Origin of the sequence: Vogesella indigofera, from assembly GCF_028548395.1 — a bacterium.
Classification (GTDB): domain Bacteria; phylum Pseudomonadota; class Gammaproteobacteria; order Burkholderiales; family Chromobacteriaceae; genus Vogesella; species Vogesella indigofera_A.
Genome location: NZ_JAQQLA010000003.1, coordinates 397014 through 423628, shown reverse-complemented (window position 1 = coordinate 423628; position 26615 = coordinate 397014). Strand labels below are relative to the sequence as shown.

Sequence of the window (26615 nt, the reverse complement as noted above, 5' to 3'; positions counted from 1 at the left end):
GTGATGCTTTTGGCGTAACCGGCGTGGTGACGGAGGGGGTGACGGCAGGCGCGAGGCAAGGGACAACGGTGACACAAATCGGCCGGATCGGTCCGCATCCTGGCGCAGCCAGCCAGTGGCAAGCACCACGGCTGCGCGGACAATGGCGGCATTCGTCAGCCAGCACAGGAGAGCACCATGAACACGCAGCACATCCGCCCCGCCAGCTTTACCGCCGAGCGCGCCTGGGGCGCGCGCACCATCGCCTGCATGAACGGCATCAGCACCCGCCTGCACTGGACCGACCAGCCCTACCGCTGGCATGTCAACGACGGCGAGGAAGTGTTCGTGCTGCTGGACGGTGCGGTGGACATGCATGTGCGCGACGCGGACGGCAGCGTGCGGGTGATCGCGCTGCAGTGCGGCGACATTTTCTACGCCGGCGCCGGCTGCGAGCACGTCGCCCATCCGCACGGCGAGGCACGCATGCTGGTGATCGAACAGGAAGGTAGTATCTAGACGTGGCGGTGTGGCGGACGCAGGGTTTGACAGCCTGCCGCCACGCTCACACGGCGAACGGGCTTGCGACCAAGGTTGGCCGCAAGCCCGTTTCAGTCACCGGTTTCAGTCACCGCTTCAGTCCAGCGGCGTGTTCATCAGCGCGATCGACTGCCCGATCATGCGTGCCTTGCGCAGCCATTCGTCGGCGTCCGGCGAGGCGACATGGCGGCGCACGATGGGTTCGAACAGCGCCAGCCATTCGTCGACCAGCGCCGGGGTGACGCCGATGTCGAGGTGCTTGCGCGCGACGTTGTACTGGTTGTCGAGGTAGACATCGCCGCCGAGTACCGTCCACCAGAAGTGGCTGATGTGCGTCTCGTGCCGCGGCCAGTCGTGCACCACGGCGAAGATCGGCGCCAGCCGCGGATGGACGCGGATCTGCGCGTAAAACTGGCGGCTGACGGTGTCGATCACCTCGCGGCCGAGGCGCTGGGCGATGCTGCTCATGGCGTCGCCTTCTGCCAGTAGTTTTCGAACAGCATGTTGCCGCTCAGGCCGCGGCGGCACGGGGTGAAGCCGCGCTCGTTGAGCAGCGCGCGCATGTCGGCGGTGAAATCGGGGTTGCCACACACCATCACCCGGTCACGCTGCGGATCAAGCGGCGTCATCGCCAGATGCTGCTCCAGCGCGCCGCTGCGCAACAGTGTCGGGATGCGCTCGTGCAGACCGCCGGCCACCTCGCCGCGCGTCACCACCGGCACGTAGTGGCAGTGCGCGTGCTGCGCCGCCCAGGCGCGGCATTCGGCGTCGTAGGCCAGATCCGCCGCCTCGCGCACGCTGCACACCAGGTTGACGCGGGCAAAGCGCTGCAGCACACCCTGCTGGCGCAGCATCGACAGATAGGGGCCGATGCCAGTGCCGGTGGCCAGCAGCCACAGCACCTCGCCGTCGGCCAGGCTATCGGCCAGGAAGAAACCCATCGCCGCCTTGGCCATCAGCACCGTGTCGCCCGACTGCAGCGCGCCCAGATGCGGTGACAGCGCACCGCCGGGGATGACGGTAAAAAAGTATTCCAGCCACGGCTCGTGCGGCGCCGACACGATGGAATAGGCGCGCCACACCGGGTCGACCAGCGCCGGCACCGACAGCCGCGCGTAATGCCCGGCCTGGAAAGCAAAGCCTTCCGGCTTGCTGGTCAGCAGACTGACACCGCGCGCGGAGCAGTGCTGCACGCGGATCACTTCCGTTTCTACGATGCTCATCTTGTTCCCTGTCGCAAGCGGACGATTGAAGATGTTTAAAATATACACCTTAGTCATCACAATAAAAACGCTGACATGAGCAGGGACAAGCCGCCCGCCCCGCTTGCTGCCGGCAGCAAAACGCCCCGCTCAAGGCGGGGCGTGACGGCAAACACGGCATCAAACGGCAAAGCCTCAGGCCGGTGGCGCGGCCTCCTCCGGCTCTTCCGCCCGTTCTCGCGGCGGAATGAAGAACGCCTTCGGCCCGCGCAGGAAGCGCTTGAGCACCGCCGGCAGCAGCGGCAAGGCGTCGCTGCCGCGCAGCTTGCGCGAGCGCAGCGCCACCCACAGCGCCAGGCTGAAGCTGACCAGCAGGTTGGTCATGCCGATCAGCGCCACCCCGGCCACCGACCACAGCACCGTCGCCAGTGGCAGCGCGTAGTCGTAGGTGACCGCGGCGTAGGACAGATAGGCGGAGGAGAAGGTGATGTGGCGGATGTCCAGCGGCAGGCCGAGCAAAAAGCCGATGGTGCCGGTGATACCGAGGAACATGCCGAAGTAGAAGTTGCCGGCCAGGCCGCCGAGGTTGTGCTCGACGTAGTGGGCAAAGCGGCGGGTGCGCGCCTCGCCCAGCAGCCGGTTCAGCCACGGCACCGCGGCCAGCCGCTGCGGGATCTGGCGGTAGATCGCCTTGTTGTCGTAGTAGCCGGCGATCAGGCCGGACAGGAACAGGTACACACCGGCAATGGCGGCGTGGAACAGCGCCAGGCTGGTGAGCGGATGCAGGTCGTGCAGCAGGTGCGCCGCCTTGGCCTCGTCGATCACCGGCGTGCCGGCCAGCCACAGCCAGGCTTCGGCGATCGCCCACGCCACCGGGATCGCCAGCAGCACGTTGCCGAGAATGGCCACGAACTGGGTGCGCATCACCTTGACCACCAGCTCGGCCAGCTCCGCCATGTCGGCCTTGCCGCCGGCCTCGTGGATGGCGGCGGCGATGCGCGCCGCCGTCATCGCCGGCTGCTTGGTGGCGATGGTGAAGTGCAACACGTGCACCAGCATGAAACCCAGCGAGTAGTTGAGGCCGAAGGCCAGCGCCTCCCAGATCAGCGGCAGGTGCAGCGTGGCGATCAGCAGCTTGAACAGCGCCATGAAGCCGACGATGACGCCGGCGCCCATCGCCGCCTTGCCCATCGCCAGCCACTGGCTGCGGTTTTCCGCGATGTAGTGCTCGCCGTGGCGGCCGGCGTGTTCGGTGACCTGCCGCGCCAGCAGCTCGGTATTGCTGGCGAACACGTCGCGCAGGCTGTACTTGCGGTTTTCCGCGCGCACCAGCTCGGCCAGCAGGCTAAACAGCGTGGCGTCGCGCGCCGGGCTGCGCTCCGGGTCCAGCAATGCCAGCAACGTGCGCAGGCGCTGGATGTGCTGGCGCAGGCGGGTGACGTGGTAGGTCAGGCTTACCGACACGCCACGGTTGGCCGCCGCCTTGCGCAGGCGGGCGATCACGTCCTCGCACTGCTCCAGCAGCACCAGCACCTGGCGGTCGTCCTCGTCGGGGCAGGTCTCGTCCACCATCGCCGCGCGCGCCGAGGCAACATAGCGCTGCGCCTCGGCGGACAGGTGCAGGAACGGCGACTCGAAGCGTTCGATGTCGGGATAGGTCTTCACCAGCTCCGGCTCCAGCCCGATGGCGGTGATGCGCGCGGTCAGCACCTGCACGGCCTCCAAGAGCTGCAGACGTGTCGGGTTGGCGACCATCTGCCGCTCCTCGTCCCACGCCAGCGCCTGCCACAGCTCCTGCCACACTTCCTGCGACAGCGCGGCCACCCAACGGTAATCCTCGCGTTGGCAGAAGATCACGCCGAACTGGTCGGCCAGGTGGGCGCCGGAGCGCGCCGGCGGCAGCAAGCGCTCGCCGATGCGACGGCGCAGCGCCTGGGCAAAGGTCTCGTTGGACAGCGTGCCGGTGTCGGTATACAGCTGCACCTGGCGGGTGGAGCCGAGCAGGTCGACCAGCGCCTGGCGCAGGCCGGCGCGGTAGCTCGCGTGGCGCGACAGCAGATAGGTCAGCGCGCGCAGATTGCTGGTGGCCTGCACGAAATCGCCGGCGTCGTCGGGGCGGACCTGAGCGACCAGGCGTGCCAGATACGGCACCGGTGGGGTATCACTTTGGCGGTTGGCCAATTGGGAAAGTATTTGATCCATTCAGTCATCCGTTGGACAGTTTGCGTCACGTTTGACACGTTGCGATGGGAGCATGCCGCGGTGGGCAATGGCGGCACGAACTGCAGGGTATAACAGGGTCTGACCGCGCGTCGCGCCAGAAAATTCCGTCAGGATAGCGGGCGGCCAGCAGACGGCACCGACCAAAATCAGGATTTTTACTTTTTAATCAACTACATAGCGTGGCGCAACATTTTTTGCAATGCAGCACCAATCGCTACCCGCCTCCATCAGGCTCAAGCCAACGCCTCAGCCAGCGCGGCGGTGGCGTGCGCCAGCTCGGCGACCACCGCGTCGGCAAAGGCACCGGTCAGCGGCGTCGACGGGCGGAACTCCGGCAGCACCAGGCTGACGCGGAACGGCACCGACACCGCGAAGCGGCGCAGCTGCACCCCCTGCCCGGCCAGCGACAAGGCGGTCAGCGGGTTGACGATGGCCACCCCCAGCCCGGCGGCCACCATCGCGCACACCGCCACCGCGCTGTGCGTCTCCAGCAGCATCTGCCGCGCCACACCGGCATCGGCAAAAACGCGATCCAGCTGCACGCGGTAGGGGTCGTCCGGCGACAGGCTGACGAAGGCCTGGCCGGCAAAATCCTGCGGCGCCAGCACCGTGCGTGCCAGCAGCGGGTGCCCGTCCGGCAGCACGCACACCTCGTCGGCCAGCCATTGCGCCTGCAGCCGGGTGCCCGGCGGCGCGGCCTCGTGCTCGGTCAGTCCCAGATCGTAGCGCTGCGCCGACAGCCATTCTTCCAGCAGCGGCGACTCCTGCGGCGTGATGGCGATGCCGACACCGTGGTGGCCGGCGGCAAAGCGGCGGCATACCGCCGGCAGCAAGGCATGCGCGAAGGCCGGCAGGCACAGCAGCGACAACTGCCCGCGATCCTGGCGGCCAAGGTTGGCCGCCACGCCGGCGATGCGTTCCAGCCCGATATAGGAGCGCTGCACCTCGTCGAACAGCGCCAGCGCCGGCGCCGTCGGCTGCAGCCGGCCGCGCTGGCGCTCGAACAGCGCAAAGCCCAGCAGCTGCTCCAGTCGCGCCAGCTCGCGACTGACCGTCGGCTGCGAGGTGTACAGCAGGCTGGCGGCGCCGGTGACGCTGCCGCTGGTCATCACCGCGCGGAACACTTCGATGTGACGATGGCTGATGCTCACGGCGCACTCCATATCAAAAATGAATTACCAGCCAAAATATTAGCATTTTACTGAATCACCCACCAAGGGCATGATGCCGCTAACGGTGGAGCACGCCACGCGGCACAGACCGCAATCGTGCTCCCTTGCGGCCAACCCTGGCGCAAGCGCAACAGGCCGCAAAACGCCGACGAGACAGAAGGCACCCTCAGCCTGGCGGGACGCACCCGCAATTTGCCACCGCTAGGCACCCGATATCGCCGCCCCGCACCGCACGGGCCGGCCACCAGACCACCAAGGACTCACCGAGATGCAGACCCCCGACACCGCCCGCCTCGCCGCCCTCGCCCAGCACTACGGCACCCCGCTGTGGGTGTACGACGCCGACACCATCCGCCAGCGCATCGCCGCGCTGCGCCAGTTCGACACCATCCGTTTTGCACAGAAGGCGTGCAGCAACACCCACATCCTGCGCCTGATGCGCGAACAGGGGGTGAAGGTGGACGCGGTGTCGCGCGGCGAGATCCTGCGCGCGCTGGCCGCCGGCTATGACGCCGCCGGCGAGCCGTCCGGCATCGTGTTCACCGCCGACCTGATCGACCGCGACACGCTGGCGACGGTGATCGAGCACCGCATCCCGGTGAACGCCGGCTCCATCGACATGCTGCACCAGCTGGGCGAGGCCTCGCCCGGCCACCGCGTGTGGCTGCGCATCAATCCCGGCTTCGGCCACGGCCACAGCAACAAGACCAACACCGGCGGCGAACACAGCAAGCACGGCATCTGGCACAGCGACCTGCCGGCGGCACTGGACGTGATCCGCCAGCACGGCCTGCAGCTGGTCGGCCTGCACATGCACATCGGCTCCGGCGTCGACTACAGCCACCTGCAACAGGTGTGCGGCACCATGGTGGAGCTGGTGCAACAGGTGAAAGCCCACGGCCACGACCTGCACGCCATCTCCGCCGGCGGCGGGCTGTCCATCCCCTACCGCGACGGTGACGCCAGCATCGACACCGCGCACTACTTCACGCTGTGGGATGCCGCGCGGCAGGACGCCGCCGCCGTGATCGGCCATCCGCTGGCGCTGGAGATCGAGCCGGGCCGCTACCTGGTGGCCGAATCCGGCAACCTGCTGGCCGAGGTGCGCGCCGCCAAGGACGCCGGCAACAACCACTTCGTGCTGGTCGACGCCGGTTTCAACGAGCTGATGCGCCCGTCGATGTACGGCAGCTACCACCACATCACCGTGGTGCCGCAGGACGGCGTGCAGAAGCCGGAAAAAGACACCGTGGTCGGCGGCCCGCTGTGCGAATCCGGTGACGTGTTCACCCAGGGCGACGGCGGCGTGGTACTGCCGCGCAGCCTGCCGGCGGCCAGCGTCGGCGACCTGCTGGTGTTCCACGACACCGGCGCCTACGGCGCGTCGATGTCCAGCAACTACAACACCCGCCCGCTGATCGCTGAGGTGCTGGTGGACGGCGAGTCCGACCGCCTGATCCGCCGCCGCCAGACGGTGGAGGAACTGCTGGCGCTGGAACTGCTGTAAATCCCGTAGCAAGCAAATGAAAAAGGTTGGCCGCATCGCTGCGGCCAACCTTTTGTCGTTTCGGGAGCGCTCGCTCAGCGCACGTGGATTTTCGCCTCGCCCTGCTGCAGCGTGCCAATGATGCTGGCGTAGCCGAAGCCGGCGGCATGGAACTGCGCCAGCACGCTGTCGGCCGCCTCCGGCGCTACCGCCACCAGCAGGCCGCCGCTGGTCTGCGCATCGGCCAGCACCCGCAGCTGCCAGTCGGCAACACTGTCAGCGGTGTGCACGTCCTCGCCGAAGCTGGCTAGGTTGCGCTCAATGGCACCGGGGCCGTAGCCCTTCTCCGCCCACGCCTGCGCCTCGCGGATCACCGGCACCTGCGCCATCTCCAGATGCGCGGCCAGTTGCGAGCCGCGGCAGATTTCCAGCAGGTGGCCGAGCAGACCGAAGCCGGTGACGTCGGTCAGCGCGTGAACCTGACCCATGGCAGCAAGCTGGCTGCCGACCTTGTTCAGCTGCGTGGTGGAGGCAATCAGCGCCTGATAGCCTGCGTCGTCCAGCTCGCCCTTCTTCATCGCCTGCGCCAGGATGCCGACGCCCAGGCCCTTGCCGAGGATCAGCACGTCGCCGTCACGGGCGTCGCAGTTGCGCTTGATCTGCTCGGGATGCATCAGCCCCATCACCACCAGGCCGTAGATCGGCTCCGGCGCGTCGATGGAGTGGCCGCCGGCAATGGGAATGCCGGCCTCGCGGCACACCGATTCGCCACCCTGCAGGATGTCGCGGATGGTTTCCACCGGCAGCGTGTTCACCGGCATGCCGACGATGGCCAGCGCCATGATGGGCGTGGCGCCCATCGCGTAGATGTCGGAGATGGCGTTGGTGGCAGCGATGCGGCCGAAGTCGCGCGCGTCATCGACAATCGGCAGGAAGAAGTCGGTGGTTGCCACCAGCGCCTGGCTGTCGTTGAGACGGTACACCGCCGCGTCGTCGCTGGTTTCGGCGCCGACCAGCAAGTCCGGGTACGGCAGCTTGTCACGGGCGCCGGACAGGATCGCCTGCAATACCGACGGCGCAATTTTGCAGCCGCATCCGCCACCGTGCGACAATTGCGTCAATCTGATTCCTGTCATGGCCCACGCCTCCCTACTATGTTTTTCAAGCTCGCGACCGTAGCACAGCGCCACCAATTTGACGAGATCATCGACGTGCGCACCCCGGCGGAATTTGCCGAAGACCACATCCCCGGCGCCATCAACTGCCCGGTGATGAGCGACGAGGAGCGCGTGCGCGTCGGCACCCTGTACAAGCAGGTGTCGCCGTTCGAGGCGCGCAAGGTCGGTGCCGCCATCGTCGCGCGCAATATCGCGCGCCACCTCGACGAACAGTTCGCACGTCACCCCAAGTCGTGGCGGCCGCTGGTGTACTGCTGGCGCGGCGGACAGCGCTCCGGCTCGATGGCGATCATCCTGGCGCAGATCGGCTGGGCGGCGCACCAGCTGGAAGGCGGCTACAAGGCCTATCGCCACCAGGTGCTGGCCGATCTCGCTACCCTGCCGCAGCAGTTCCGCTTCCGCGTGATCAGCGGCCCCACCGGCAGCGGCAAGAGCCGGCTGCTGGCGGCGCTGGCGGCACAGGGCGCGCAGGTGCTGGATCTGGAAGGCCTCGCCGCGCACCGCGGCTCGGTGCTGGGGCGGCTGCCGGACGTGGCGCAGCCGTCGCAAAAGCGCTTCGACAGCCTGCTGGACAGCGCGCTGCAGGGTTTCGACCCGACGCGGCCGGTGTTCGTGGAGGCGGAAAGCAAGAAGATCGGCTTCGTGTCGCTGCCGGACGCGCTGTACAGCCGCATGCACGACAGCGCCTGCCTGCAGCTGGAGGTGCCGCTGGCGGCGCGGGTGGATTTCCTCAAGCGCGACTACGACTTTTACCTGCGCGAGCCGGAACGGCTGGTGACCCAGCTCGGCTTCCTGCGCAATGTGCACGGCAAGGCGCAGCTGGAGGCGTGGGCGGCGATGGCGCGCAGCGGCGATTTCGACACCCTGGTCGGCGAGCTGCTGACCAGTCACTACGACCCGCTGTACCTGCGCTCGCAGGGCAAACACTACACCCAGGCGGTGCAGCCGCTGGCGGTACCGGCACTGGACGACGCCACGCTGCAGCAGGTGGCCAGCCAGCTGGCCGGCTGAGGCCGCCCGGTCGCAAGGTTGGCCGCAGCGCATCACGCTTGCGGCCAACCCTGGCTGGCTTGGTCGCCAACCATCCCGTCTGCACACCGCCAGCGTCACCCCTTACCATCACCTCATCCCGCCCTGGCAAACGGCCGCATGAAACTTGATCTCTACACCCTGTACGTCGGACACGTCACCACCTTTGTGCTGATGACCACCATCCTGCTACTGATCGGCCTGCGCTATCGCCAGGAGCAGGCGCTGCGCATCTGGGGCGTGGCTGGCGTGCTGGCCTGCGCCGGCATCGCGCTGATCGCGCTGCGCCCCTACCTGTCGCCGTGGTTGGGCGTCGGCCTCGCCAACTGCCTGCTGTTTTTCTCGCTGATGCTGACCTGGATCGGCGGCGTGGCGCTGGAGCACGCGCGGCTGCCGTGGCGGCCGGGGCTGCTGCTGGCGGGCGCGGTCAGCGGCGTGTTCCTGCTGCTGCCGTTCGGGGCCGAGGCCTTCGCCTGGCGCATCCTGCTGTTCAGCGCCGCCTACCTGCTGTTCCACGCGCTGTTGTGGCGCAGCCTGCGCCGCAGCCCGCACCAGGCGCGGCTGGGCTACCGTCTCGGCCGGCTGATCGTACTGCTGCTGATGCTGACCTACAGCGTGCGCCTGCTGTACTCCAGCGCCGTCAGCAGCGGCTGGCTGGCCAATTCAGCGCTGTTTGCCTACCTCGACTACCAGGCGATGTGGCTGGAGTACGCCAAGCTGCTGTGCTTCATCTTCATCTGCTTCGAGCGACTGGAAATCCGCCTCTACCAGCAGGCGATGCTGGACAGCCTGACCGGGCTGGCCAACCGCCGCGCCTTTCACGAGCAGGCCGAGCAGCGGCTGGCGGCCAATCCCGATGCGCCGGTGGCGCTGCTGGTGATGGATCTGGACTGGTTCAAGCGCGTCAACGACAGCCACGGCCACCTCGCCGGCGACGAGGTGCTGGTGCACTTTGCCACGCTGCTGGATCGCCACTTCGGCCATTTCGATGCGGTGTACGGCCGCAACGGCGGCGAGGAATTCTCGGTGCTGCTCAGCGGCAGCGCGGTGCCGCACGCACCGGTGCTGGCGGAAACGCTGCGCCAGACCCTGGCTGCCGCGCCGATCACCACCAGCGACGGCAACACGCTGCAGCAGACGGTGAGCACCGGGCTGGTGGTCGCCGCGCGCGGCCGCACCCCGCTGCGCGAGCTGTTCCAGCAGGCCGACCTGCAGCTGTATGCGGCCAAGGAACAGGGCCGCAACCGGGTTTGCATCAGCGCGCTGTAACGCTGAGTGCTGCGGCGGACAATGGCGCGGCCGGCGCCAGTGCCAGCGGGGCCGAGGCCAGCACCGCGGGCGGCGGCAGCCGCAACCAGCCCAGCACCCGCTCATCAGCCAGCCACAGCCGCGCGCCGTGACGCCGGGACGCCGGGACGGAAACGCCTCTCGCGACGACAGCAGCGGCCCAGCGTTCTGCTGCACCACGATCACCACGCGGGCATTCACCTCCGCCACGATGGCGACATGGCCATAGGGGTTGAACGGGGCGGAATGAACACCAGGATGTCCTCCACCCGCAGCGGCTCGCTACAGCCATTGGCAAGTTGCCGCCCCGGCGCAGGGCGCGGCGCCTTGCCCTATCGCGTCGGGAACCCGCCGGTACACGGTCGCCCGGTTCCCGTCCCGCATCGTTCCGGCCGCATGTGGTATCAGCAAGGGCGGTTGCTCATGTCGCCGGCTGTACGCAAAGAGGACGCGCCGGCGAGGCGAATACTGTTTCAAGGATGGTCAGTGTCACGGTCTTGTCGGTGCGCTGGCGAACAGACAGTGGCGCCCGTTGTCGTAGTATCAGATGGCACGTCCAAGGTTGGCCGCAGACACTGGCCGCATGCCGTGCCCGGCTACAAAGGAGCGGAAGATGCAACTCGGTCTGCTTGATCTGCCCTGGTGGGGCACGCTGCTGGTCACGCTGGGGCTGACCCACGTCACCATTGCCGCGGTGACCATCTTTTTGCACCGCCACCAGGCGCACCACGCGCTGGCGCTGCACCCGGTCGTCAGCCACCTGTTCCGTTTCTGGCTGTGGCTGACCACCGGTATGGTCACCCGCGAGTGGGTGGCGATCCACCGCAAGCACCACGCCGTCTGCGAAAACGCGGACGATCCGCACAGCCCGCAGGTGTACGGCCTGCGCACGGTGCTGCTGCAGGGCGCCGAGCTGTACCGCCGCGCGGCCACCGACCCGGCGATGCTGGAAAAATACGGCCACCACACCCCCGACGACTGGATCGAACGCCGGCTGTACGCCCGCTACAGCGCGCTGGGCGTCAGCCTGATGCTGCTCATCGACCTGCTGCTATTCGGCCCGCTCGGTCTCAGCGTGTGGGCGGTGCAGATGCTGTGGATCCCGTTCTTTGCCGCCGGCGTCATCAACGGCGTCGGCCACTACTGGGGCTACCGCAATTTCGCGCCCGACGACTGTTCGCGCAATGTCGTACCGTGGGGCATCCTGATCGGCGGTGAAGAGCTGCACAACAATCACCACGCCTATGCCAGCTCTGCCCGGCTGTCCAGCCGGCGCTGGGAGTTCGATATCGGCTGGCTGTACATCCGCCTGCTGGCCGCGCTGCGACTGGCCACGGTGCACAAGCTGGCGCCGCCGCTGCGCTACAACCGCGCCAAGACGGCGTGCGATGCCGACACGCTGCAGGCGGTGATCGTGCACCGCCATCACGTGCTGGCGCGCTTTGCCCGCCTGCTGCACCCTGTCGCCGTGTCCGAGCTCGGCCGCGGTGCGGCACTGCTACCGCCACTGCCGCACGCGGCGGTGCGCCAGTGGCTGCAACGCGGCAGCCGCGTCCTGCCGCTGCCGCAGCGCACCGCGCTGGAACAGGCGCTGCGCCACAACTGCAAGCTGAACACCATAGAACTGATGCGACAGGATCTCACCGCGCTGTGGCGCCGCTCCGGCACCTCGAAGGAGCAGCTGCTCGCCCAGCTGGAAGACTGGTGCCGCCGCGCCGAGGGCAGCGGCATTGACGCGCTGCGGGAATTCTCACGCGCGCTGCAAAGCTACGACTTGCCGTTAGGAGAGACCAAATGAGCTGGGCACCATCCTGCAGCTCGGCGCCATCCCCGGTTGGCTGCACAGCCGAAGCAGGGGTTACGCCCCGGCGGCAGGCTTGGCTCGGCAATGCCGCCGCTGCTGATGCATCTGGTGTTCAGCCGCCTGTCCCTGCCGCCGATGCAGTGGCTGCTGCGACCGCTCGCCGGCGCCATCGCCAAGGGGGTGCAGAAAAGCTACCTCGGGCCGCAGATTCGTCAGCACGTGGCGTTCATGGAGGCTGCGCAAGCACGCGGCTTTATCGATGCGCGGCAACCACGGCTGCTGGCCTGGCTGCTGGCAATCCACGCCCACCCGGCCCACCAGCGCGCGCAGGCACAAGGCGGGCCGTACAGCCTGCTGCACTGAGCACGGCGACAACAGGACTGCCGCGCGGGCCAGACCTGCCTCTGCCGGCAGCACCGGCGGGCGCGGCGCTGAACTGCCGCCACCATGAAAAAAGGCTGCCCGATGGGCAGCCTTTTTTGTGACAACGCGCGGCAATCAGTCGCGGAAGTTGTTGAATTGCAGCGGGAAATCGGTCACTTCCTTGCGCAGCAGCGCCATCACCGCCTGCAGGTCGTCGCGCTTGGCGCCGGTCACGCGTACCGCTTCGCCCTGGATGCTGGCCTGCACCTTGAGCTTGGCGTCCTTGATCAGCTTGACGATCTTCTTCGCCAGCTCTGTCTCGATGCCCTCCTTGACGGTCACGGTCTGGGTGGCCTTGTTGCCACCGACCTGCTTCACGTCGCCGTACTCCAGGCAACGCACGTCGATGCCGCGCTTGGCCAGCTTGCCCAGCAGGATGTCCATGATCTGCTGGATCTGGAATTCGGCGTCACCGTGCAGGGTAATCACTTTTTCCTTCAGCTCCAGGCTGGCGCTGGTGCCCTTGAAATCGTAGCGGGTCGCCACTTCCTTGCTGGTCTGGTCGACCGCGTTGCGAACTTCAACGGTATCCACTTCGGAAACGGTATCAAATGACGGCATCACATCTTCCTTATCAAAATTGCCGCTTATTCTAGCGCCGTGCCCGGCAATTGTCAGCGCAGCAACGCCAGCAGCCGCTCGCCCTGGTACAGGCCGCAGCCCAGCAGCGCGCCATTGCCCAGCACCGTCGCCCAGAACCAGCGGCGAAAGGCCGGCTTGGTCGACTTGTGGCGGAACCAGTATTGCGCCAGCATCGCGCCCGGCCAGCCGCCGAGCAGCGCCAGCCAGTGCAACGTGCGCTCCGGCGTGCGCCAGCGATTGCGCAGCGCCGCCGCCTTGTCGCGGTGGTAGACCAGCACCGTCAGTACGCTGATCACCGCGTACAGCATCAGCACGTCGCGTGGTAGCAGGCCGCGCACGTACAGCGCACACAGCGCGATCACGAACAGCACCGCCAGCCACGGCCGCGGCGTGTTGTCCGGCAGTGCCTTTGCCGTCACCGCCTGCTGCGGCACACCGGCGAACGCGGCCCAGCTGGCGCGCGGCTTGCCCTTGTCGTCCCGCGCGCGCAGGAAATACACCGCGTCGCCCACCGCCGGCCGGCGCGGCGTGGCGGCAAAGGCGCTGACGTGCACAAACAGCGCCGCGCCCTGCTCCGGCTGGATGAAGCCAAAGCCGCGCTCTTCCTGCCAGCGGCTGATGACGCCCTTTTCCTGTCGCGCGCCGCCGCTCATTTCATCACCAGGAATTCAACCAGGATGTTCTTGAACACGAAGCCCATCACGCCAAAGCCCAGCACCACGAACAGCGCGATCATGCCGGTCTTGCCGGCGCCGGATTTCTTGCCCAGATCCCAGATGATGAAGCCCATGAAAATGATCAGGCCGGTGAGCAGGATGCCCATCGACCAGTTGGTGAATTCTTCTTCGCTCATGCTGTCCCCTGCATACGGATCGGTAAGGTTGGCCGCAGATTATAAAAGCGGCAATAAAAAACCGCACCCGATGAGGTGCGGTTTCATGAGCCAGATCAGTCCGGCTTACTTGTTCATGCGGCCGGCAATGCGCATGCGCAGTGCGTTCAGCTTGATGAAGCCACCGGCGTCGGCCTGGTTGTAGGCACCGCCGTCGTCGTCGAAGGTCGCGATGTTCATGTCGAACAGCGAGTTGGTCTTCGAGTCGCGGCTGACCACGATCACGTTGCCCTTGTACAGCTTCAGGCGCACCCAGCCGTTGACGCTCTGCTGGGTGTAGTCGATCAGGGTCTGCAGTGCCTTGCGCTCCGGTGCCCACCAGTAGCCGTTGTAGATCATGCTGGCGTAGCGTGGCATCAGGTCGTCCTTCAGGTGCGCCACTTCGCGGTCCAGGGTGATGGACTCGATGGCACGGTGCGCCTTGAGGATGATGGTGCCACCCGGGGTTTCGTAGCAGCCACGCGACTTCATGCCGACGTAGCGGTTTTCCACCAGGTCAAGACGGCCGATACCGTGCTTGCCGCCCAGCTCGTTCAGCTTGGCCAGCACTTCGTGGGCCTTCAGGCGCACGCCGTTCAGCGCCACGATGTCGCCGCGCTCGAATTCGACGTCCAGGTATTCCGGTGCATCCGGTGCCGCTTCCGGCGACACGCTCCAGCGCCACATCGATTCCTCGGCCTCGGCCGACGGGTTTTCCAGGTGACGGCCTTCGAAGGAGATGTGCAGCAGGTTGGCGTCCATCGAGTATGGCGCGCCACCGTTCTTGTGCTTCATGTCGACCGGAATGCCGTTCTTCTCGGCGTAGGCCAGCAGTTTTTCGCGGGACAGCAGGTCCCACTCGCGCCACGGCGCGATCACTTTCACGTCCGGCTTCAGGCCGTAGTAGCCCAGCTCGAAACGCACCTGGTCGTTACCCTTGCCGGTAGCACCGTGCGATACCGCGTCGGCACCGGTCAGGTTGGCGATCTCGATCTGGCGTTTGGCGATCAGCGGACGGGCGATGGAGGTACCCAGCAGGTACTCGCCTTCGTACACGGTGTTGGCACGGAACATCGGGAACACGAAGTCGCGCACGAACTCTTCGCGCAGGTCGTCGATGAAGATGTTTTCCGGCTTGATGCCGAACTGCAGCGCCTTCTGGCGTGCCGGTTCCAGTTCTTCGCCCTGGCCTAGGTCAGCGGTGAAGGTCACCACTTCGCACTGGTAGGTGTCTTGCAGCCACTTCAGGATCACCGAAGTATCGAGGCCGCCGGAATAGGCAAGTACGACTTTGTTGATATCAGACATCGTTTTCTCTTTCAGATACGCTTGGGTTGCCGCCGGATCAGTCGTCAATACGACCCAGCATCAAGTATTCAATCAGGGCTTTTTGTGCGTGCATGCGGTTTTCTGCCTCGTCCCATACTACGCTTTGCGGGCCGTCAATGACAGCGGCAGCCACTTCTTCGCCGCGGTGCGCCGGCAGGCAGTGCATGAACAGCGCGTCAGGGTTGGCCGCAGCCATCAGCTCGCTGGTGACCATGAAACCGTCAAATGCCTGGCGTCGCGCCTCGGCCTCGCCCTCGTAGCCCATGCTGGTGAACACGTCGGTGGTCACCAGATCGGCGCCGCGCGCGGCAGCCAGCGGGTCGTGCGACGCCGCGAAGCAATCCGCACCGTAGTCCTGGCCGTCCAGCACCGTCAGCTCGTAACCGGCCGGGGTGGCGATCTGCAGCTTGAAGCCCAGCAGCTTGGCCGCCTGCAGCCAGGTGCGGCTCATGTTGTTGCCATCACCGATCCAGGCCACGGTTTTGCCGCGGATGTCACCACGGTGTTCAATATAGGTCAGGATGTCGGCCAGAATCTGGCACGGATGATATTCGTTGGTCAGGCCGTTGATCACCGGCACGCGCGAGTTGGCGGCCAGCGTTTCCACCATGCTCTGCTCGAAGGTGCGGATCATGATGATGTCGCTCATGCGCGACAGCACGCGCGCGGTGTCTTCCACCGGCTCGCCGCGCCCGATCTGCGAGCTCTTGCCATCGAGAAACATCGCGTGGCCGCCCAGCTGCGACATGCCAGCCTCGAACGACACGCGGGTGCGCGTGGAATTCTTCTCGAAAATCATGGTCATGACCTTGCCCAGCAGCGGACGGTACAGCTCGCCAGAGACATGTCGTCGCTTCAGGACCTGTGCTCGGTGGAAGATGTGCTGGCACTCTTCGGCTGTCAGGTCGCTGAATTGTAAAAAATGTCTGGTTTTGGTCATGTTGAATTCCGGAAAAAATGAATGCCACGGCAGCGTGAAAACGTGGCGTTTTCATGCGCAGTGGCACATTACTACACGCAAACTGGCGTTGCCTGGCTCGGATTGTCGCAATATCTGCCCATGTCCATTTCATGTTTTACAGAATTGCGACATGGTTATATGTATCCGAAATCCAATCTGGTGACAAGTCTGTGTGGCATTTGCGCGCCAGTGCCCGCACGCATTTTTTCAAAAAAACCGATATGAATCAGCCGGCTAGGCAATTTCCGGTGTTTAGCATAATCAACACTGCGGCACGGGTGCTCATTCCCGTACCGCCGCGCCGGCCTGCCCCGGCAACGCCGCCAGTTCCGCCGGTGTCAGCACTCGTACCCGGTACTCGCCGCCCTCCTCGTCCAGACCGTGCATCTCGATGCGCTTCTGCGTTTTCAACAGCCGCGCCAGGTAGGCGATGATGCCGTCGTCGATCAGCTGACCCGGCACCAGCACCGGGATGCCCGGCGGATAGGGCACGATCTGGTCGCAACAGACACGGCCGCTCAGTTGCGGATTAGCGCGTCCCTCGTCGTCGAACAGCGGCAGGCGTTCACCCGTTTCGTAGAAGGCATCGCGCGGCAGGCAGGCCAGACGGGTAAAGCCGGGGATCTCCGGCATCCGTCCCAGCAGCCGCGGTGGGCGCTGTTCCTTGGCCAGCCGCAACAGCGCATCAAACAGCCGCGACACCTTGCTGCGCGTGGTGCCCACCGTCAGCAACAGGGTGATGGTATTGAACGTAGATTTCTCGAACTGGATGTTGAAGCGCTCGAACAGCGCGCGCTGCAACTCGTCGGCGCTATAGCCGGCTTGCGAGATGTCTACCGTCAGCTTGGTCGGATCGAGGCGGATGCCGTCGTCACACACGCTCTGCGGCAGCAGGTCTTCCAGCTCCAGCACGCGAAAGGCGCCGGTGGAGTTGATCTTCTGCCGCAATTCCTGCGCCAGCTTCAGCGCGCGATCGAGCAGGCGAAAGCCCTCGGTCACCGCCTGCTTGCGCGCCACGTCGAGGCTGGCGATCAGGTTGTACTGCGGGCTGGTCGAGGCGTGCATATTGAAGTTTTCGCGGAACAGGTGCTCGTCGAACGCCGGGTCGTTGACGTGAATCATGCTCGCCTGCGAGAACGCCGACAGCACCTTGTGCGTGCTTTGCGTGACATAGTCGGCACCGGATTCCAGCGCCGTTGGCCGCAACGCGTGGTGAAAGCGGGCGTGACCATACCAGGCCTCGTCGACCACCACCTTGATGCCGGCGGCGTGGGCGGCGGCGATGATCGGCGGCAGGTCGTAGCGCAGGCCGTCGTAGGTGCAGGAGGTCAGGATCAGTACCCGCGCGTCGGGGTTGGCCGCAATGGCGTCGAAGATCACCTGCTTGGGTACCGGCCCGAAGATGCCATAGTGGCGGTTGACCGAGGAGTCGAGATACAGCGGCAGCGCGCCGGACAGGATTACGCCGTGGTGCACCGATTTGTGACAATTGCGGTCCAGCAGCAGCTTGTCGCCCGGCGCCAGCAGCGTCTGGAAGATCACCTTGTTGGAGGTGGAGGTACCGTTGGTGGCAAAATAGGTCTTGCGCGCGCCGAATGCCTTTGCGGCCAACGTTTGCGCGTCGGCGATCACCCCGGTCGGGTGCAGCAGCGAGTCCAGCATCGGCACCGACACCGACAGGTCGGCACGCAGCATTTCCTCACCGACGAAATCGTAGAAATCGCCCACCCACGGGCTGTTCTTGAACGAGTCGCCACCGGAGTGGCCCGGGGTATGCCACGAGTCCTTGGCCATGCTGACATACAGCTTGAGGCGGTCGTAGAACGGCGTCGCCGACTTCTCCGCCAGCTCGGCGGCGAGGATGCGGAACCAGCCGTGAAAATCCTGCTCGTCGCGGTAGAAATAACCGTCCACCGCGTGGCTGGCCAGCGTCTCCATCAGCACCTTCTCGTCGTCGTCCTGCAGCAGGATGTACAGCGACAACTCCGGCCGCAACGCGGAGATCTGGTTGGCAAGCTCCACCGCCGGCTGCGTCTGCCCCTGCTCCTTCATGCCCTTGTCCAGCAGCACGAACTGCAACTCACCGTCGTGTGCCACCTGCGCCAGCGCGTCGCTGCTGCAGGCGACACTGGCAAAACACAGGCCCAGCGGATTGTGCAGCCTAGCGGCGGCCGCGTTCAGCCCCGCCAGCACGGCGGCCTGCCAGCGTGCGTCGTTGCTGACGATCAAGACCCGGCTCACTGGTGTCATGGTTTCCTCCTGCGGCGCCAGCCGTGTTCCCAGTCTAGCCGCCCCGATGACAGGCCGCTAAGCGGCGCGCAGCGGCGATGCCAGCCCGCCCCGGCCGGCGACGCGGCAAAGCAGGCGTGCAGCCAATCCGCTACAATGCGCGGATGCTGACCGACGCCGAAAAAGATTCCCTGCGCGAGTACTATCGCGCCATTGCCGACAACCTGCCGGGCTTCCGCCCCCGCGCCGCCCAGCGTCAGATGCTGGCCACCGTCGCCAACGCCTTCGGCAACACCCTGTGCAAGACCGAGGACAGCGACGACGCGCCGGAGCGCAACGGCGAGAGCATCGCCGTGATCGAAGGCCCGACCGGCGTCGGCAAGAGCCTGGCCTACCTGCTGGCGGGCGGCGTGATGGCCAAGTCGCGCGGCAAGAAGCTGGTGGTCACCAGCGCCACCATCGCGCTGCAGGAACAGCTGGTCAATCGCGACCTGCCGTTCGCCATCGAGAAAAGCGGCCTGCCGGCCACCTTCGCGCTGGCCAAGGGCCGCGGCCGTTACCTGTGCCCGTACCGTCTGTACCAGCTCACCGCCGACAACGCGCAGGGCGAGCTGATCGCGCAGGACCCGGCACTGGCGCTATGGGAGCGCAAGCCGGAACAGGGCGAGATCGAGGCGCTGCGCCAGCTGGCCGACGCCTTCTACTACCGCAAGTGGAACGGCGACCGCGACAGCTGGCCGGAAATGATCAACGACGAGCTGTGGCGCCGCGTCACCAACGACCGCCACGGCTGCCTGAAAGCCGGCTGTCCCAACCGCCCGGAGTGCCCGTTCTATCTGGCGCGCGAAACGCTGGAAACCGTCGACATCGTGGTCGCCAACCACGACCTGATGCTGGCCGACGTGGCGATGGGCGGCGGCGTGATCCTGCCGGCGCCGGAAAACAGCTTCTACTGCATCGACGAGGCGCACCACCTCGCCAAGAAGGCCGTCAACCAGTTCGCCGCCGAACACAGCCTGGCGCAGGCGATGCAGTGGCTGGACAAGGTCACGCCGCTGGCGACCCGCGTCGAAAGCCTGATCGACAAGCCGGAGCTGGCCAGCAACGCCTGCGAGGCGGCGGCAGCCTGCATGGAAAGCCTCACCGAATGGCTATGGCTGCTGCAGACCGAGCCGTCGCTGGAAGCCAGCAGCGACAATCTGGAGCCGTCGTGGCTAGTCGAGGACGGCGTGCTGCCGGAATCGATGAAGATCCCTGCGGCCAACATGGCGCTGTCGGCGCGCATGCTCTACAAGAACCTGACCGGCATGAGCGACGGCCTTGGCCAGTTGCGCAAGGACAAGCAGCAGGAGACGCTGCTGATCGACAAGACCAGCTCCGATGTCGGCTTCATGGTCGGCAAGTGCGAACAGCTGATGGCGTTGTGGGACCTGTTCGAGAAGGAACCGGAAGAAAACGCGCCGCCGATCGCCAAGTGGGTGACCCGCCGCGCCGACGGCAAGGGCGACTACCTGTTCTCCGCCTCGCCGGTAAGCGCGGCCGGCAGCCTCGCCGCCACGCTGTGGCGCCGTGCCGCCGGTGCGGTACTGACCTCGGCCACGCTGCGCTCTCTGGGCAGCTTTGACCTGCTGCTGTCGCAGACCGGTCTCAAGTGGCTGGAGCAGGTGCAGACCGTGGCGCTGGATTCGCCGTTCAACTTCAGCGAACAGGGCGAACTGTACGTGCCGCCGCTGCTCAGCACCCCGAAAGACCCGGCCGGCCACACCCGCGAAATCATCGACTGGCTGCCCAAGCTGGTCGACCTCAACGAGGCGGTCGGCACGCTGGTGCTGTTCACCTCGCGCAAGCAGATGCAGGAAGTAGCGGAAGGGCTTGCGGCCAACCTGCGCGAACGGGTGCAGATGCAGGGCGAGCTGCCCAAGGCGGTGCTGCTGCAGAATCACCGTGACGCGCTGCAGGCCGGCCGCGCCAGCGTGCTGTTCGGGCTGGACTCGTTCTCCGAGGGGCTGGACCTGCCGGGCGAGGCCTGCGTGCATGTGATCATCGCCAAGCTGCCGTTCGCGATGCCGGATGACCCGGTCGGCCGCACCCTGTCGCGCTGGATAGAGAAACGCGGCGGCAACCCCTTCGTGGAGCTGACGGTGCCGGAGGCGTCGATCAAGCTGATCCAGGCCGTCGGCCGCCTGATCCGTACCGAACAGGACTATGGCCGCGTCACCATTCTTGACACTCGCATCGTGCGTCAGAACTATGGCAAACGCCTGCTGGCCGCCCTGCCACCATTCCGCCGGATTTGATATTGGGGAAAGCCGCCATCCTGCCACCCCCGCGCAGGATGATGCCCACCCGGTTTTACGGTAGAATGGAGGGTAAACCCGAACCGTGACTGACATCGCAGAACAGTTTGCTCTGCCATATAACAATTCAGCACAGGGCAAGAGACCACACCCACTCAAGAACGCGCCCGGTTAAGCCATGATCTGTAATCCATACGAAATCGTTATCCAAGGCCTGACATCCGAAGGCCGCACGTTCCGTCCCAGCGACTGGGCCGAACGCCTCGCCGGCATCCTCTCGTCGTTTGGTGACGACCAGAAGCTGGCCTATCACCAGTTTGTACGCCCGATGATGCTGGACAATGTCCGCTGCGTCGCAGTGGACAAGAAGCTGGAAAAAAACCAGCCGCAGGTATTCCGCTTCCTGATGGATTTTGCCAAGGACAACGATCTGCGCATCGTGGATTGCCGCACCCTGATCGACGAAATCTACCCGAACCAGTTTCTGGCCTGACATGCTGGCAGCACGCAGGCAGACGGCGCGGGTCGTCCGCTAACGTGATGTTTGCTATCATGACGGCTTGAACCCATCAAGCGATGAACGCATGTCCACTCTGATCAAAAGCCAGCAAGATATCGAAAAAATGCGCGTTGCCGGACGGCTCGCCGCGGAAGTGCTCGACTACATTACGCCCTTCGTCAAACCCGGCGTCACCACCAACGAACTGAACCAGCTCTGCCACGACTACATGGTCAATGTGCAGGGCACCATCCCGGCGCCGCTGAACTACGCGCCGGATGGTGGCATTCCGTATCCGAAATCGATCTGCACCTCGATCAACCACGTGATCTGCCACGGCATCCCCGACGACAAGCCACTGAAAAGCGGCGACATCCTCAACATGGACATCACCGTGATCAAGGATGGCTACCACGGCGACAACAGCCGCATGTACTACGTCGGCCAGGTCAGCGACTTTGCGCGCCGGCTGTGCAAGGTCACCTACGAGTGCATGTGGAAGGGCATCGAGAAGGTCAAGCCGGGCGCCCGCCTCGGCGACATCGGCAACGCCATCCAGCGCCACGCCGAAGGCGCCGGCTACAGCGTGGTACAGGAATTCTGCGGCCACGGCATCGGCACCAAGTTCCACGAAGAGCCACAAGTGCTGCACTACGGCCAGCCGGGCACCGGCATGGAACTGAAAGCCGGCATGATCTTCACCATCGAGCCGATGATCAACCAGGGCAAGCGCCACCTGCGCCTGCTGGCCGATGGCTGGACCGTGGTCACCAAGGACCGCAGCCTGTCGGCGCAGTGGGAACACACCGTACTGGTCACCGAAACCGGTTACGAAATCATGACCACCTCCGACGGCACCCCGCCGAAACCGGTGTGGAAATAAGCCGCAGCAGCGTTAACGAGGCCGGACTGAATGTCCGGCCTTTTGCGTGAATATGCACATTCCCGCCAAAATGCGGCCAACACCCCTTTTCTTCCGCCACTAAGCAGGCACAATGCCCAGCAGCCGGCGCGCCCAGAGCACGCCACCCCCCCACTTCCCAAGCTAGTGCCCTGAATGTGCTGACCCTCGTCATGGCCATCGATCTGGCCGAAGCAGTCGAATTTGCCGACCTGATGCGCGCCAGTGGCGAGCACGCCCGCGAGCAAGGCGCGCGGCAGACCCTTGCCGCCGCCGAGACCCTGCTGCGTGAGCTGCATGCCGCATTGACCAGCAACAGCACGCCCCTGCTGCCGGCACAGCGAGCCCAGGCCGACAGCCTGCTGCCGGCGTTGCTGGAGCTGGCCCGCCGTCTGGACGCATCGCAGCCACAGCAGGCGCTGTTCGCCATGGTACTGGCCCAGGCTCTCGCCAGCAGCCTGCTGCACCAGGCAAAACGGGTACTGCTGCAAGAGGCTGGCCGCAGCGGCTTTTTCAGCAGCAACAAAAGCAAGATTGACGCCTGCGCCGACTGTCTCGCCTGTGCCATCGAGGTGCTGCGCACCCATGCGCTCGGCTACAGCAGCCTGCCTCCCGGCTTCTGGCAGGATTGCCACCGCCTGTACCGCTACCTGCTCGATGGCGGCTGGGAAAACAAAACTGCCGCCGGCAAGAACGACACCCTCGGCGCGCTGTACCGCCAGCTGCTGCTGCTCGGCGTCGCCGCCAGCAACCGGCTGGACCCGGCCCGCATCGAATGCCTGGTGCGACTGGTGCGCGAAGGCGGCAAGCACGCCCAGCTACTGCCGCTGGCGTCGGCAGTCGACGGCAACGGCTTCATCGTCGACCTGGAGCGTGACGCCGCACCGCGCCACAGCAGCATCCGTAGCAAACCGGGGCAGGAACACGCCCAGCTGCTACTCGGTGTGCATCGCGTGCTGCAGAGCTGGGAAGAAAAAAGCCAGGCCACCCCGCAACTGGATGCCGCGGCACAGCTGGAACAGCAGCTTATCCTGAAACTGCGCCAGGAGCTGGTCTATCCGCCGCAGCGGCGCTACCTGCGCCTGCACAGCAAGAGCGAAGAGTTCGTTCAGCTGCACGCCACCCTCGACCACTGCTGGCAGGCATTGCAAGCCGCCAGCGACGACACACCACCACCGGTGGCGCACATGCAGGTGTGCAATATGAGCGCCAGCGGCTACCTGCTGCGCGGCCAACTACCGACTATGCCGCTGCGCAGCGGCGAACTGGTGCTGATCCGCCGCCCCGGTCGCGACCCTTTCCTCGGCGTGGTGCGCTGGATCAACCGCCACAGTCCGTGCGGCGACACCGAGTGCGGCATCGAGATCGTCGGCAAGAACCCGGAAGCAATCCAGGTGAAACCGGTCGTCACCCACGCCACCGAGCCGGCACAAAACGCGATCCGGCTGGCCGCCAATGCCCGCCTCAACCCGCAGGACGTGCTGGTGATGTACGGCAAGCCGTACCAGGCATTGCGCCAGTTCGAGATCCACCAGCCGCAGGGCGTGCTGCCGGTCAAGGCTACCCGCCTGCTGTTGCAGACTGCCTACTACCAGCTGATCAACGTCCGCGCCGAACGCCACTGAGCCATTCCGGCGGCAAGACCTTGCCGCTTTCGGCGTCGTGTTTGCATAAAACCCTTGAGCAGCAATGGGGATTTTACTAGTCTGTAGCTCTCCAATTGCCGCCCAGAGCGCCCCATGGCCACCGTCCGCTTCCACCCCGCCCTGCTGCACACCCTGCGCCGCTACGACAAGGCCACCCTGCGCCAGGACCTGATGGCCGGCATCACCGTCGGCATCGTCGCGCTGCCACTGGCGATGGCGTTCGCTATTGCCAGCGGCGTGCCGCCACAGGCCGGCATCTTTACCGCCGTCATCGCCGGCTTCCTGACCTCGCTACTGGGTGGCAGCAAGACCTCGGTCAGCGGCCCGACCGGCGCCTTCATCGTCATCATCTACGGCATCGTGGTCAAATACGGTATCGCCAACCTGATCATCTGTACCTTCATGGCCGGGGCGATGCTGGTGCTGATGGGGCTGCTGCGCCTGGGGCAGGTGATCAAGTTCTTCCCGATGCCGCTGATTACCGGCTTCACCAACGGCATCGCAGTGCTGATCCTGCTCACCCAGCTGAAGGATTTCTTCGGCCTGCCGATCGGCAGCATGCCCAGCGGCTTCTTCGCCGTCGTCGACATCCTGCGCCACACCATCAATCAGCTCGACCCGCTGACACTGGCCGTCTCCGCCGCCTCGCTGCTGCTGATCCTGCTGTGGCCGAAATCACTGAACCAGAAACTGCCGGGACCGTTTGTGGCGCTGGTGCTGGCCACGCTGACCGTCAGCCTGTTCTCGCTGCCGCTGGCCACCATCGGCAGCAAGTTCGGCGGTATTCCGCAAGGGCTGCCCGAGCTGCACGGCCTGGCCTTCGACCCGGAGCACCTGTCCGACCTGCTGGCCCCGGCCTTCACCATCGCGCTGCTCGGTGCCATCGAATCGCTGCTCTGCGCCGTGGTCGCCGACAACCTGACCGGCGACAAGCACGACGCCAACCAGGAGCTGATCGCGCAGGGCATCGCCAACATGGTGGTGCCGTTCTTCGGCGGCATCCCGGCCACCGGCGCCATCGCCCGCACCGCCACCAACATCAACAACGGCGGCAAGACGCCGGTCTCCGGCATCGTGCACGCGCTGTTCCTGCTGCTGGTGATCCTGATCGCGGCACCGCTGGCGGCCTACATTCCGCTGGCGGTGCTGGCCGCCATCCTGATCGCGGTCGCTGTCAAGATGGGCGACTGGGATATCCGCAAGGCGGCGCAGTTTCCGAAGCGCGACACGCTGGTGCTGGTGGTGACCTTCGCGCTGACGGTCATCTTCGACCTCACCATCGCGGTGCAGATCGGGCTGATGATGGCGGCGGTGTTCTTCATCCAGCGCATGGCCGGCAGCACCAGCGTGCAGGAGCTGAAAGCCGAACATCAGCAGCTGTACGAACGTCACTCCATCGCCGGCAAGCGCATTCCGGACGGCTGCATCGCCTACCGCATCGAGGGTGCGCTGTTCTTCGGCGCCACCGACCGCGTCGAAGCCATCGCCAATGCCCATCCCGAGGCGCGGGTCATCATCCTGCAACTGCACCGGCTGGTGATGCTGGACACCACCGGCCTGCTGGCGCTGTCGGCGCTGAACCGGCACCTGAAGGCGCAGGGGCGCACCCTGATCCTGTGCGGCGCCGGCACCGAGGTGATGCAGATGCTGAAGCAGGCACGCCTCGCCCGCGAGATGGGCAACCGCAACATCCAGCCCGATCTGACCACCGCGCTACAGCACGCGGAGGAAGTGCTCACCGCCGGCGTGGTGTGGGCCTGAGCCCGCCGCGATGGTTCGATGACTCATCGTATACCGTGCCTCTTGCAGCGCGGACGTGAAAAAGGGCAGCCAGCTGGCTGCCCTTGTCGCTTGCCGCGGACGGGTTAAGCCCGTCTGGGCTCAGCAGGCTTCGCCTACCGCCGGCCCGGCCAGCGCATCCTTGGGCATGCTCAGCTGCTGCACCGCCGCGCGCGCCTGCGCGAAGCTGTCGGTAGCCAGCAGCGCCTGCCAGTCCGCCTGTACGCCCTGCCCGGCCATCTTCTCCAGTCGTGCGGCCAACCCTGGCAACTGCGGATCGGCCAGTTCGGCCAGCAGCTGGTCGGCCAGATCCGGACGGTTGCACACCAGTGCCATATCGCAGCCGGCGTCGAAGGCGGCACGGGCGCGCTCGACGATGTTGCCGACACCGGCGGCGCCTTCCATGGTCAGGTCGTCGGAGAAGATCACGCCATCGAAGCCCAGCTCGCCACGCAGGATGTCCTGCAACCAGCGCCGCGAGAAGCCGGCCGGCTGCGCGTCCACCGCCGGATACACCACGTGTGCCGGCATCACCGAGGCCATGCCGGCCGCCGCCAGCGCGGCGAACGGTTGCAGATCATCGGCCTGCAATTGCGCCAGACTGCGCTGATCTACCGGAATCACGTGATGGCTGTCACCCTCGACGAAACCGTGCCCTGGAAAGTGCTTGCCGCAACTGCCCATGCCGCCACGCTGCAGGCCATGTTGCAGCGCCAGCGCCAGATCCGACACCACTGCTGGGGCGCGATGGAAACTGCGATTACCGATCACCGCGCACTGCCCCCAGTCCAGATCCAGCACTGGGGTGAAGCTGAGGTCGATGCCGCAGGCACGCAGCTCGGCGGCCAGCACGTAGCCCACGTTCTCGGTCGCCACACGGCCGACCGAGACACCCTCATGCTCCCACGCCTCGCCCAGCACCCGCATCGGCGGCAGACGGGTGAAACCGTCGATGAAGCGCTGCACGCGGCCGCCTTCGTGATCGACGGCGATCAGCAGCTGCGGCTCGCGCAACGCGCGGATCTCGGCGGTCAGCGCCTGCAGCTGTTCGATATTCTGGAAATTGCGGCGGAACAGGATCACGCCGCCGACCAGCGGGTGGGACAGGCGCTCGCGCTCGGCAGCGGTCAGGGTAAAGGCCGCGACGTCGATCATCACCGGGCCGCGGGGCAATTGCAGGGGAAGCTTGTTCATGGAG

Annotated in this window: 23 protein-coding genes and 1 pseudogene; 12 read left to right on the top strand and 12 right to left on the bottom strand. The window is 65.8% G+C overall.

Annotation, left to right across the window (positions count from 1 at the left end; all coding sequences use genetic code 11):
* Positions 1–177: 177 nt before the first annotated feature.
* Positions 178–498: a cupin domain-containing protein gene (locus PQU89_RS04005; RefSeq protein WP_272764724.1), complete on the top strand. Its 321-nt coding sequence runs from the start codon at positions 178–180 to the stop codon at positions 496–498.
* Positions 499–615: 117 nt separating this feature from the next.
* Here PQU89_RS04005 and PQU89_RS04000 read toward each other — a convergent pair whose 3' ends face one another.
* From PQU89_RS04000 to PQU89_RS03985, 4 genes are all read right to left on the bottom strand, one after another.
* Entirely contained in the window at positions 616–987 is a 372-nt protein-coding gene (locus PQU89_RS04000) for a group III truncated hemoglobin (protein WP_272764723.1), read from the bottom strand.
* The gene (locus PQU89_RS03995; protein WP_272764722.1) at positions 984–1742 is read right to left on the bottom strand and encodes a ferredoxin--NADP reductase; all 759 of its coding nucleotides are present in this window, start codon (positions 1740–1742) and stop codon (positions 984–986) included. The genes PQU89_RS04000 and PQU89_RS03995 overlap by 4 nt, the downstream gene beginning before the upstream one ends.
* 174 nt (positions 1743–1916) lie before the next feature.
* Positions 1917–3923 (bottom strand): site-specific recombinase, encoded by a 2007-nt coding sequence (locus tag PQU89_RS03990; protein ID WP_272764721.1) that lies wholly within the window; start codon positions 3921–3923, stop codon positions 1917–1919.
* A 254-nt stretch (positions 3924–4177) separates the two neighbouring features.
* Positions 4178–5095 (bottom strand): LysR family transcriptional regulator, encoded by a 918-nt coding sequence (locus PQU89_RS03985; protein WP_047967555.1) that lies wholly within the window; start codon positions 5093–5095, stop codon positions 4178–4180.
* A gap of 289 nt (positions 5096–5384) precedes the next feature.
* Here PQU89_RS03985 and lysA point away from each other — a divergent pair, with 289 nt between their 5' ends.
* A complete protein-coding gene (gene lysA, locus PQU89_RS03980; protein ID WP_272764720.1) occupies positions 5385–6623 on the top strand; it encodes a diaminopimelate decarboxylase in 1239 nt (412 codons plus the stop codon).
* A 74-nt stretch (positions 6624–6697) separates the two neighbouring features.
* On the opposite strand, the gene selD is transcribed toward lysA, so the two are convergent.
* Positions 6698–7738 (bottom strand): selenide, water dikinase SelD, encoded by a 1041-nt coding sequence (selD, locus tag PQU89_RS03975; RefSeq protein ID WP_272764719.1) that lies wholly within the window; start codon positions 7736–7738, stop codon positions 6698–6700.
* An 18-nt stretch (positions 7739–7756) separates the two neighbouring features.
* On the opposite strand from selD, the gene mnmH reads away from it, so the two are divergent.
* The 5 genes from mnmH to PQU89_RS03955 all read left to right on the top strand — a co-directional run bounded on the left by mnmH (position 7757) and on the right by PQU89_RS03955 (position 12263).
* Complete coding sequence (mnmH, locus tag PQU89_RS03970; protein ID WP_272764718.1) at positions 7757–8791, top strand: tRNA 2-selenouridine(34) synthase MnmH; 1035 nt, start codon at positions 7757–7759, stop codon at positions 8789–8791.
* A gap of 138 nt (positions 8792–8929) precedes the next feature.
* On the top strand, positions 8930–10078 hold the full coding sequence (locus PQU89_RS03965) for a GGDEF domain-containing protein (RefSeq protein ID WP_272764717.1): 1149 nt from the start codon (positions 8930–8932) through the stop codon (positions 10076–10078).
* 631 nt (positions 10079–10709) lie between these two features.
* A complete protein-coding gene (locus tag PQU89_RS03960; protein ID WP_272764716.1) occupies positions 10710–11894 on the top strand; it encodes a DesA family fatty acid desaturase in 1185 nt (394 codons plus the stop codon).
* A 1-nt stretch (position 11895) separates the two neighbouring features.
* Positions 11896–12000, top strand: a complete 105-nt coding sequence (locus PQU89_RS17195; protein WP_441372850.1) for a DUF3309 family protein — start codon at positions 11896–11898, stop codon at positions 11998–12000.
* Positions 11985–12263 (top strand): glutathione S-transferase family protein, encoded by a 279-nt coding sequence (locus PQU89_RS03955; protein ID WP_272764715.1) that lies wholly within the window; start codon positions 11985–11987, stop codon positions 12261–12263. Before PQU89_RS17195 ends, PQU89_RS03955 begins: the two co-directional genes overlap by 16 nt.
* Positions 12264–12398: 135 nt before the next feature.
* Here the strand turns inward: PQU89_RS03955 and PQU89_RS03950 are convergent, their stop codons facing one another.
* The 6 genes from PQU89_RS03950 to PQU89_RS03925 all read right to left on the bottom strand — a co-directional run bounded on the left by PQU89_RS03950 (position 12399) and on the right by PQU89_RS03925 (position 18316).
* The gene (locus PQU89_RS03950) at positions 12399–12884 is read right to left on the bottom strand and encodes a YajQ family cyclic di-GMP-binding protein (protein WP_047967524.1); all 486 of its coding nucleotides are present in this window, start codon (positions 12882–12884) and stop codon (positions 12399–12401) included.
* A gap of 53 nt (positions 12885–12937) precedes the next feature.
* On the bottom strand, positions 12938–13558 hold the full coding sequence (locus tag PQU89_RS03945; protein ID WP_272764714.1) for a DUF1294 domain-containing protein: 621 nt from the start codon (positions 13556–13558) through the stop codon (positions 12938–12940).
* Positions 13555–13758 carry a DUF2788 domain-containing protein gene (locus tag PQU89_RS03940; RefSeq protein ID WP_120810039.1) on the bottom strand — a complete coding sequence of 68 codons (204 nt, stop codon included), beginning with the start codon at positions 13756–13758 and terminating at the stop codon, positions 13555–13557. The genes PQU89_RS03945 and PQU89_RS03940 overlap by 4 nt, the downstream gene beginning before the upstream one ends.
* 105 nt (positions 13759–13863) lie before the next feature.
* Positions 13864–15084, bottom strand: coding sequence for an argininosuccinate synthase (locus tag PQU89_RS03935; RefSeq protein ID WP_047966258.1), 1221 nt, complete (start codon positions 15082–15084; stop codon positions 13864–13866).
* A 37-nt stretch (positions 15085–15121) separates the two neighbouring features.
* The gene (gene argF, locus PQU89_RS03930; RefSeq protein ID WP_272764713.1) at positions 15122–16045 is read right to left on the bottom strand and encodes an ornithine carbamoyltransferase; all 924 of its coding nucleotides are present in this window, start codon (positions 16043–16045) and stop codon (positions 15122–15124) included.
* Between the two features lie 303 nt (positions 16046–16348).
* Entirely contained in the window at positions 16349–18316 is a 1968-nt protein-coding gene (locus PQU89_RS03925) for an aminotransferase class I/II-fold pyridoxal phosphate-dependent enzyme (protein WP_272764712.1), read from the bottom strand.
* Positions 18317–18459: 143 nt separating this feature from the next.
* Between PQU89_RS03925 and dinG the strand changes: the two genes are divergently transcribed.
* The 5 genes and pseudogenes from dinG to PQU89_RS03900 all read left to right on the top strand — a co-directional run bounded on the left by dinG (position 18460) and on the right by PQU89_RS03900 (position 25399).
* Positions 18460–20592 carry an ATP-dependent DNA helicase DinG gene (gene dinG / locus PQU89_RS03920; protein ID WP_272764711.1) on the top strand — a complete coding sequence of 711 codons (2133 nt, stop codon included), beginning with the start codon at positions 18460–18462 and terminating at the stop codon, positions 20590–20592.
* A 178-nt stretch (positions 20593–20770) separates the two neighbouring features.
* Positions 20771–21058 (top strand): annotated as a pseudogene (locus PQU89_RS03915) (DUF3579 domain-containing protein); the annotation flags it as partial.
* A gap of 118 nt (positions 21059–21176) precedes the next feature.
* A complete protein-coding gene (gene map, locus PQU89_RS03910; RefSeq protein ID WP_047966263.1) occupies positions 21177–21974 on the top strand; it encodes a type I methionyl aminopeptidase in 798 nt (265 codons plus the stop codon).
* A 176-nt stretch (positions 21975–22150) separates the two neighbouring features.
* Positions 22151–23617 carry a cyclic-di-GMP receptor FimW-related protein gene (locus tag PQU89_RS03905; RefSeq protein ID WP_272764710.1) on the top strand — a complete coding sequence of 489 codons (1467 nt, stop codon included), beginning with the start codon at positions 22151–22153 and terminating at the stop codon, positions 23615–23617.
* A 114-nt stretch (positions 23618–23731) separates the two neighbouring features.
* The gene (locus PQU89_RS03900; RefSeq protein WP_272764709.1) at positions 23732–25399 is read left to right on the top strand and encodes a SulP family inorganic anion transporter; all 1668 of its coding nucleotides are present in this window, start codon (positions 23732–23734) and stop codon (positions 25397–25399) included.
* 120 nt (positions 25400–25519) lie between these two features.
* Here the strand turns inward: PQU89_RS03900 and nagZ are convergent, their stop codons facing one another.
* On the bottom strand, positions 25520–26611 hold the full coding sequence (nagZ, locus tag PQU89_RS03895; RefSeq protein ID WP_272764708.1) for a beta-N-acetylhexosaminidase: 1092 nt from the start codon (positions 26609–26611) through the stop codon (positions 25520–25522).
* Positions 26612–26615 lie beyond the last annotated feature (4 nt).

Excerpts from the sequence above, each read along its gene's own strand:
- map (WP_047966263.1), top strand. The coding sequence starts at position 21,177 with ATGTCCACTCTGATCAAAAGCCAGCAAGATATCGAAAAAATGCGCGTT.
- PQU89_RS03995 (WP_272764722.1), bottom strand. The coding sequence starts at position 1,742 with ATGAGCATCGTAGAAACGGAAGTGATCCGCGTGCAGCACTGCTCCGCG.
- PQU89_RS03960 (WP_272764716.1), top strand. The coding sequence starts at position 10,710 with ATGCAACTCGGTCTGCTTGATCTGCCCTGGTGGGGCACGCTGCTGGTC.
- PQU89_RS03935 (WP_047966258.1), bottom strand. The coding sequence starts at position 15,084 with ATGTCTGATATCAACAAAGTCGTACTTGCCTATTCCGGCGGCCTCGAT.
- PQU89_RS03950 (WP_047967524.1), bottom strand. The coding sequence starts at position 12,884 with ATGCCGTCATTTGATACCGTTTCCGAAGTGGATACCGTTGAAGTTCGC.
- argF (WP_272764713.1), bottom strand. The coding sequence starts at position 16,045 with ATGACCAAAACCAGACATTTTTTACAATTCAGCGACCTGACAGCCGAA.
- nagZ (WP_272764708.1), bottom strand. The coding sequence starts at position 26,611 with ATGAACAAGCTTCCCCTGCAATTGCCCCGCGGCCCGGTGATGATCGAC.
- selD (WP_272764719.1), bottom strand. The coding sequence starts at position 7,738 with ATGACAGGAATCAGATTGACGCAATTGTCGCACGGTGGCGGATGCGGC.
- PQU89_RS03990 (WP_272764721.1), bottom strand. The coding sequence starts at position 3,923 with ATGGATCAAATACTTTCCCAATTGGCCAACCGCCAAAGTGATACCCCA.
- PQU89_RS04000 (WP_272764723.1), bottom strand. The coding sequence starts at position 987 with ATGAGCAGCATCGCCCAGCGCCTCGGCCGCGAGGTGATCGACACCGTC.
- lysA (WP_272764720.1), top strand. The coding sequence starts at position 5,385 with ATGCAGACCCCCGACACCGCCCGCCTCGCCGCCCTCGCCCAGCACTAC.
- PQU89_RS03900 (WP_272764709.1), top strand. The coding sequence starts at position 23,732 with ATGGCCACCGTCCGCTTCCACCCCGCCCTGCTGCACACCCTGCGCCGC.
- PQU89_RS03945 (WP_272764714.1), bottom strand. The coding sequence starts at position 13,558 with ATGAGCGGCGGCGCGCGACAGGAAAAGGGCGTCATCAGCCGCTGGCAG.
- PQU89_RS03940 (WP_120810039.1), bottom strand. The coding sequence starts at position 13,758 with ATGAGCGAAGAAGAATTCACCAACTGGTCGATGGGCATCCTGCTCACC.
- PQU89_RS03925 (WP_272764712.1), bottom strand. The coding sequence starts at position 18,316 with ATGACACCAGTGAGCCGGGTCTTGATCGTCAGCAACGACGCACGCTGG.
- PQU89_RS03965 (WP_272764717.1), top strand. The coding sequence starts at position 8,930 with ATGAAACTTGATCTCTACACCCTGTACGTCGGACACGTCACCACCTTT.
- dinG (WP_272764711.1), top strand. The coding sequence starts at position 18,460 with ATGCTGACCGACGCCGAAAAAGATTCCCTGCGCGAGTACTATCGCGCC.
- PQU89_RS04005 (WP_272764724.1), top strand. The coding sequence starts at position 178 with ATGAACACGCAGCACATCCGCCCCGCCAGCTTTACCGCCGAGCGCGCC.
- mnmH (WP_272764718.1), top strand. The coding sequence starts at position 7,757 with ATGTTTTTCAAGCTCGCGACCGTAGCACAGCGCCACCAATTTGACGAG.
- PQU89_RS03955 (WP_272764715.1), top strand. The coding sequence starts at position 11,985 with ATGCCGCCGCTGCTGATGCATCTGGTGTTCAGCCGCCTGTCCCTGCCG.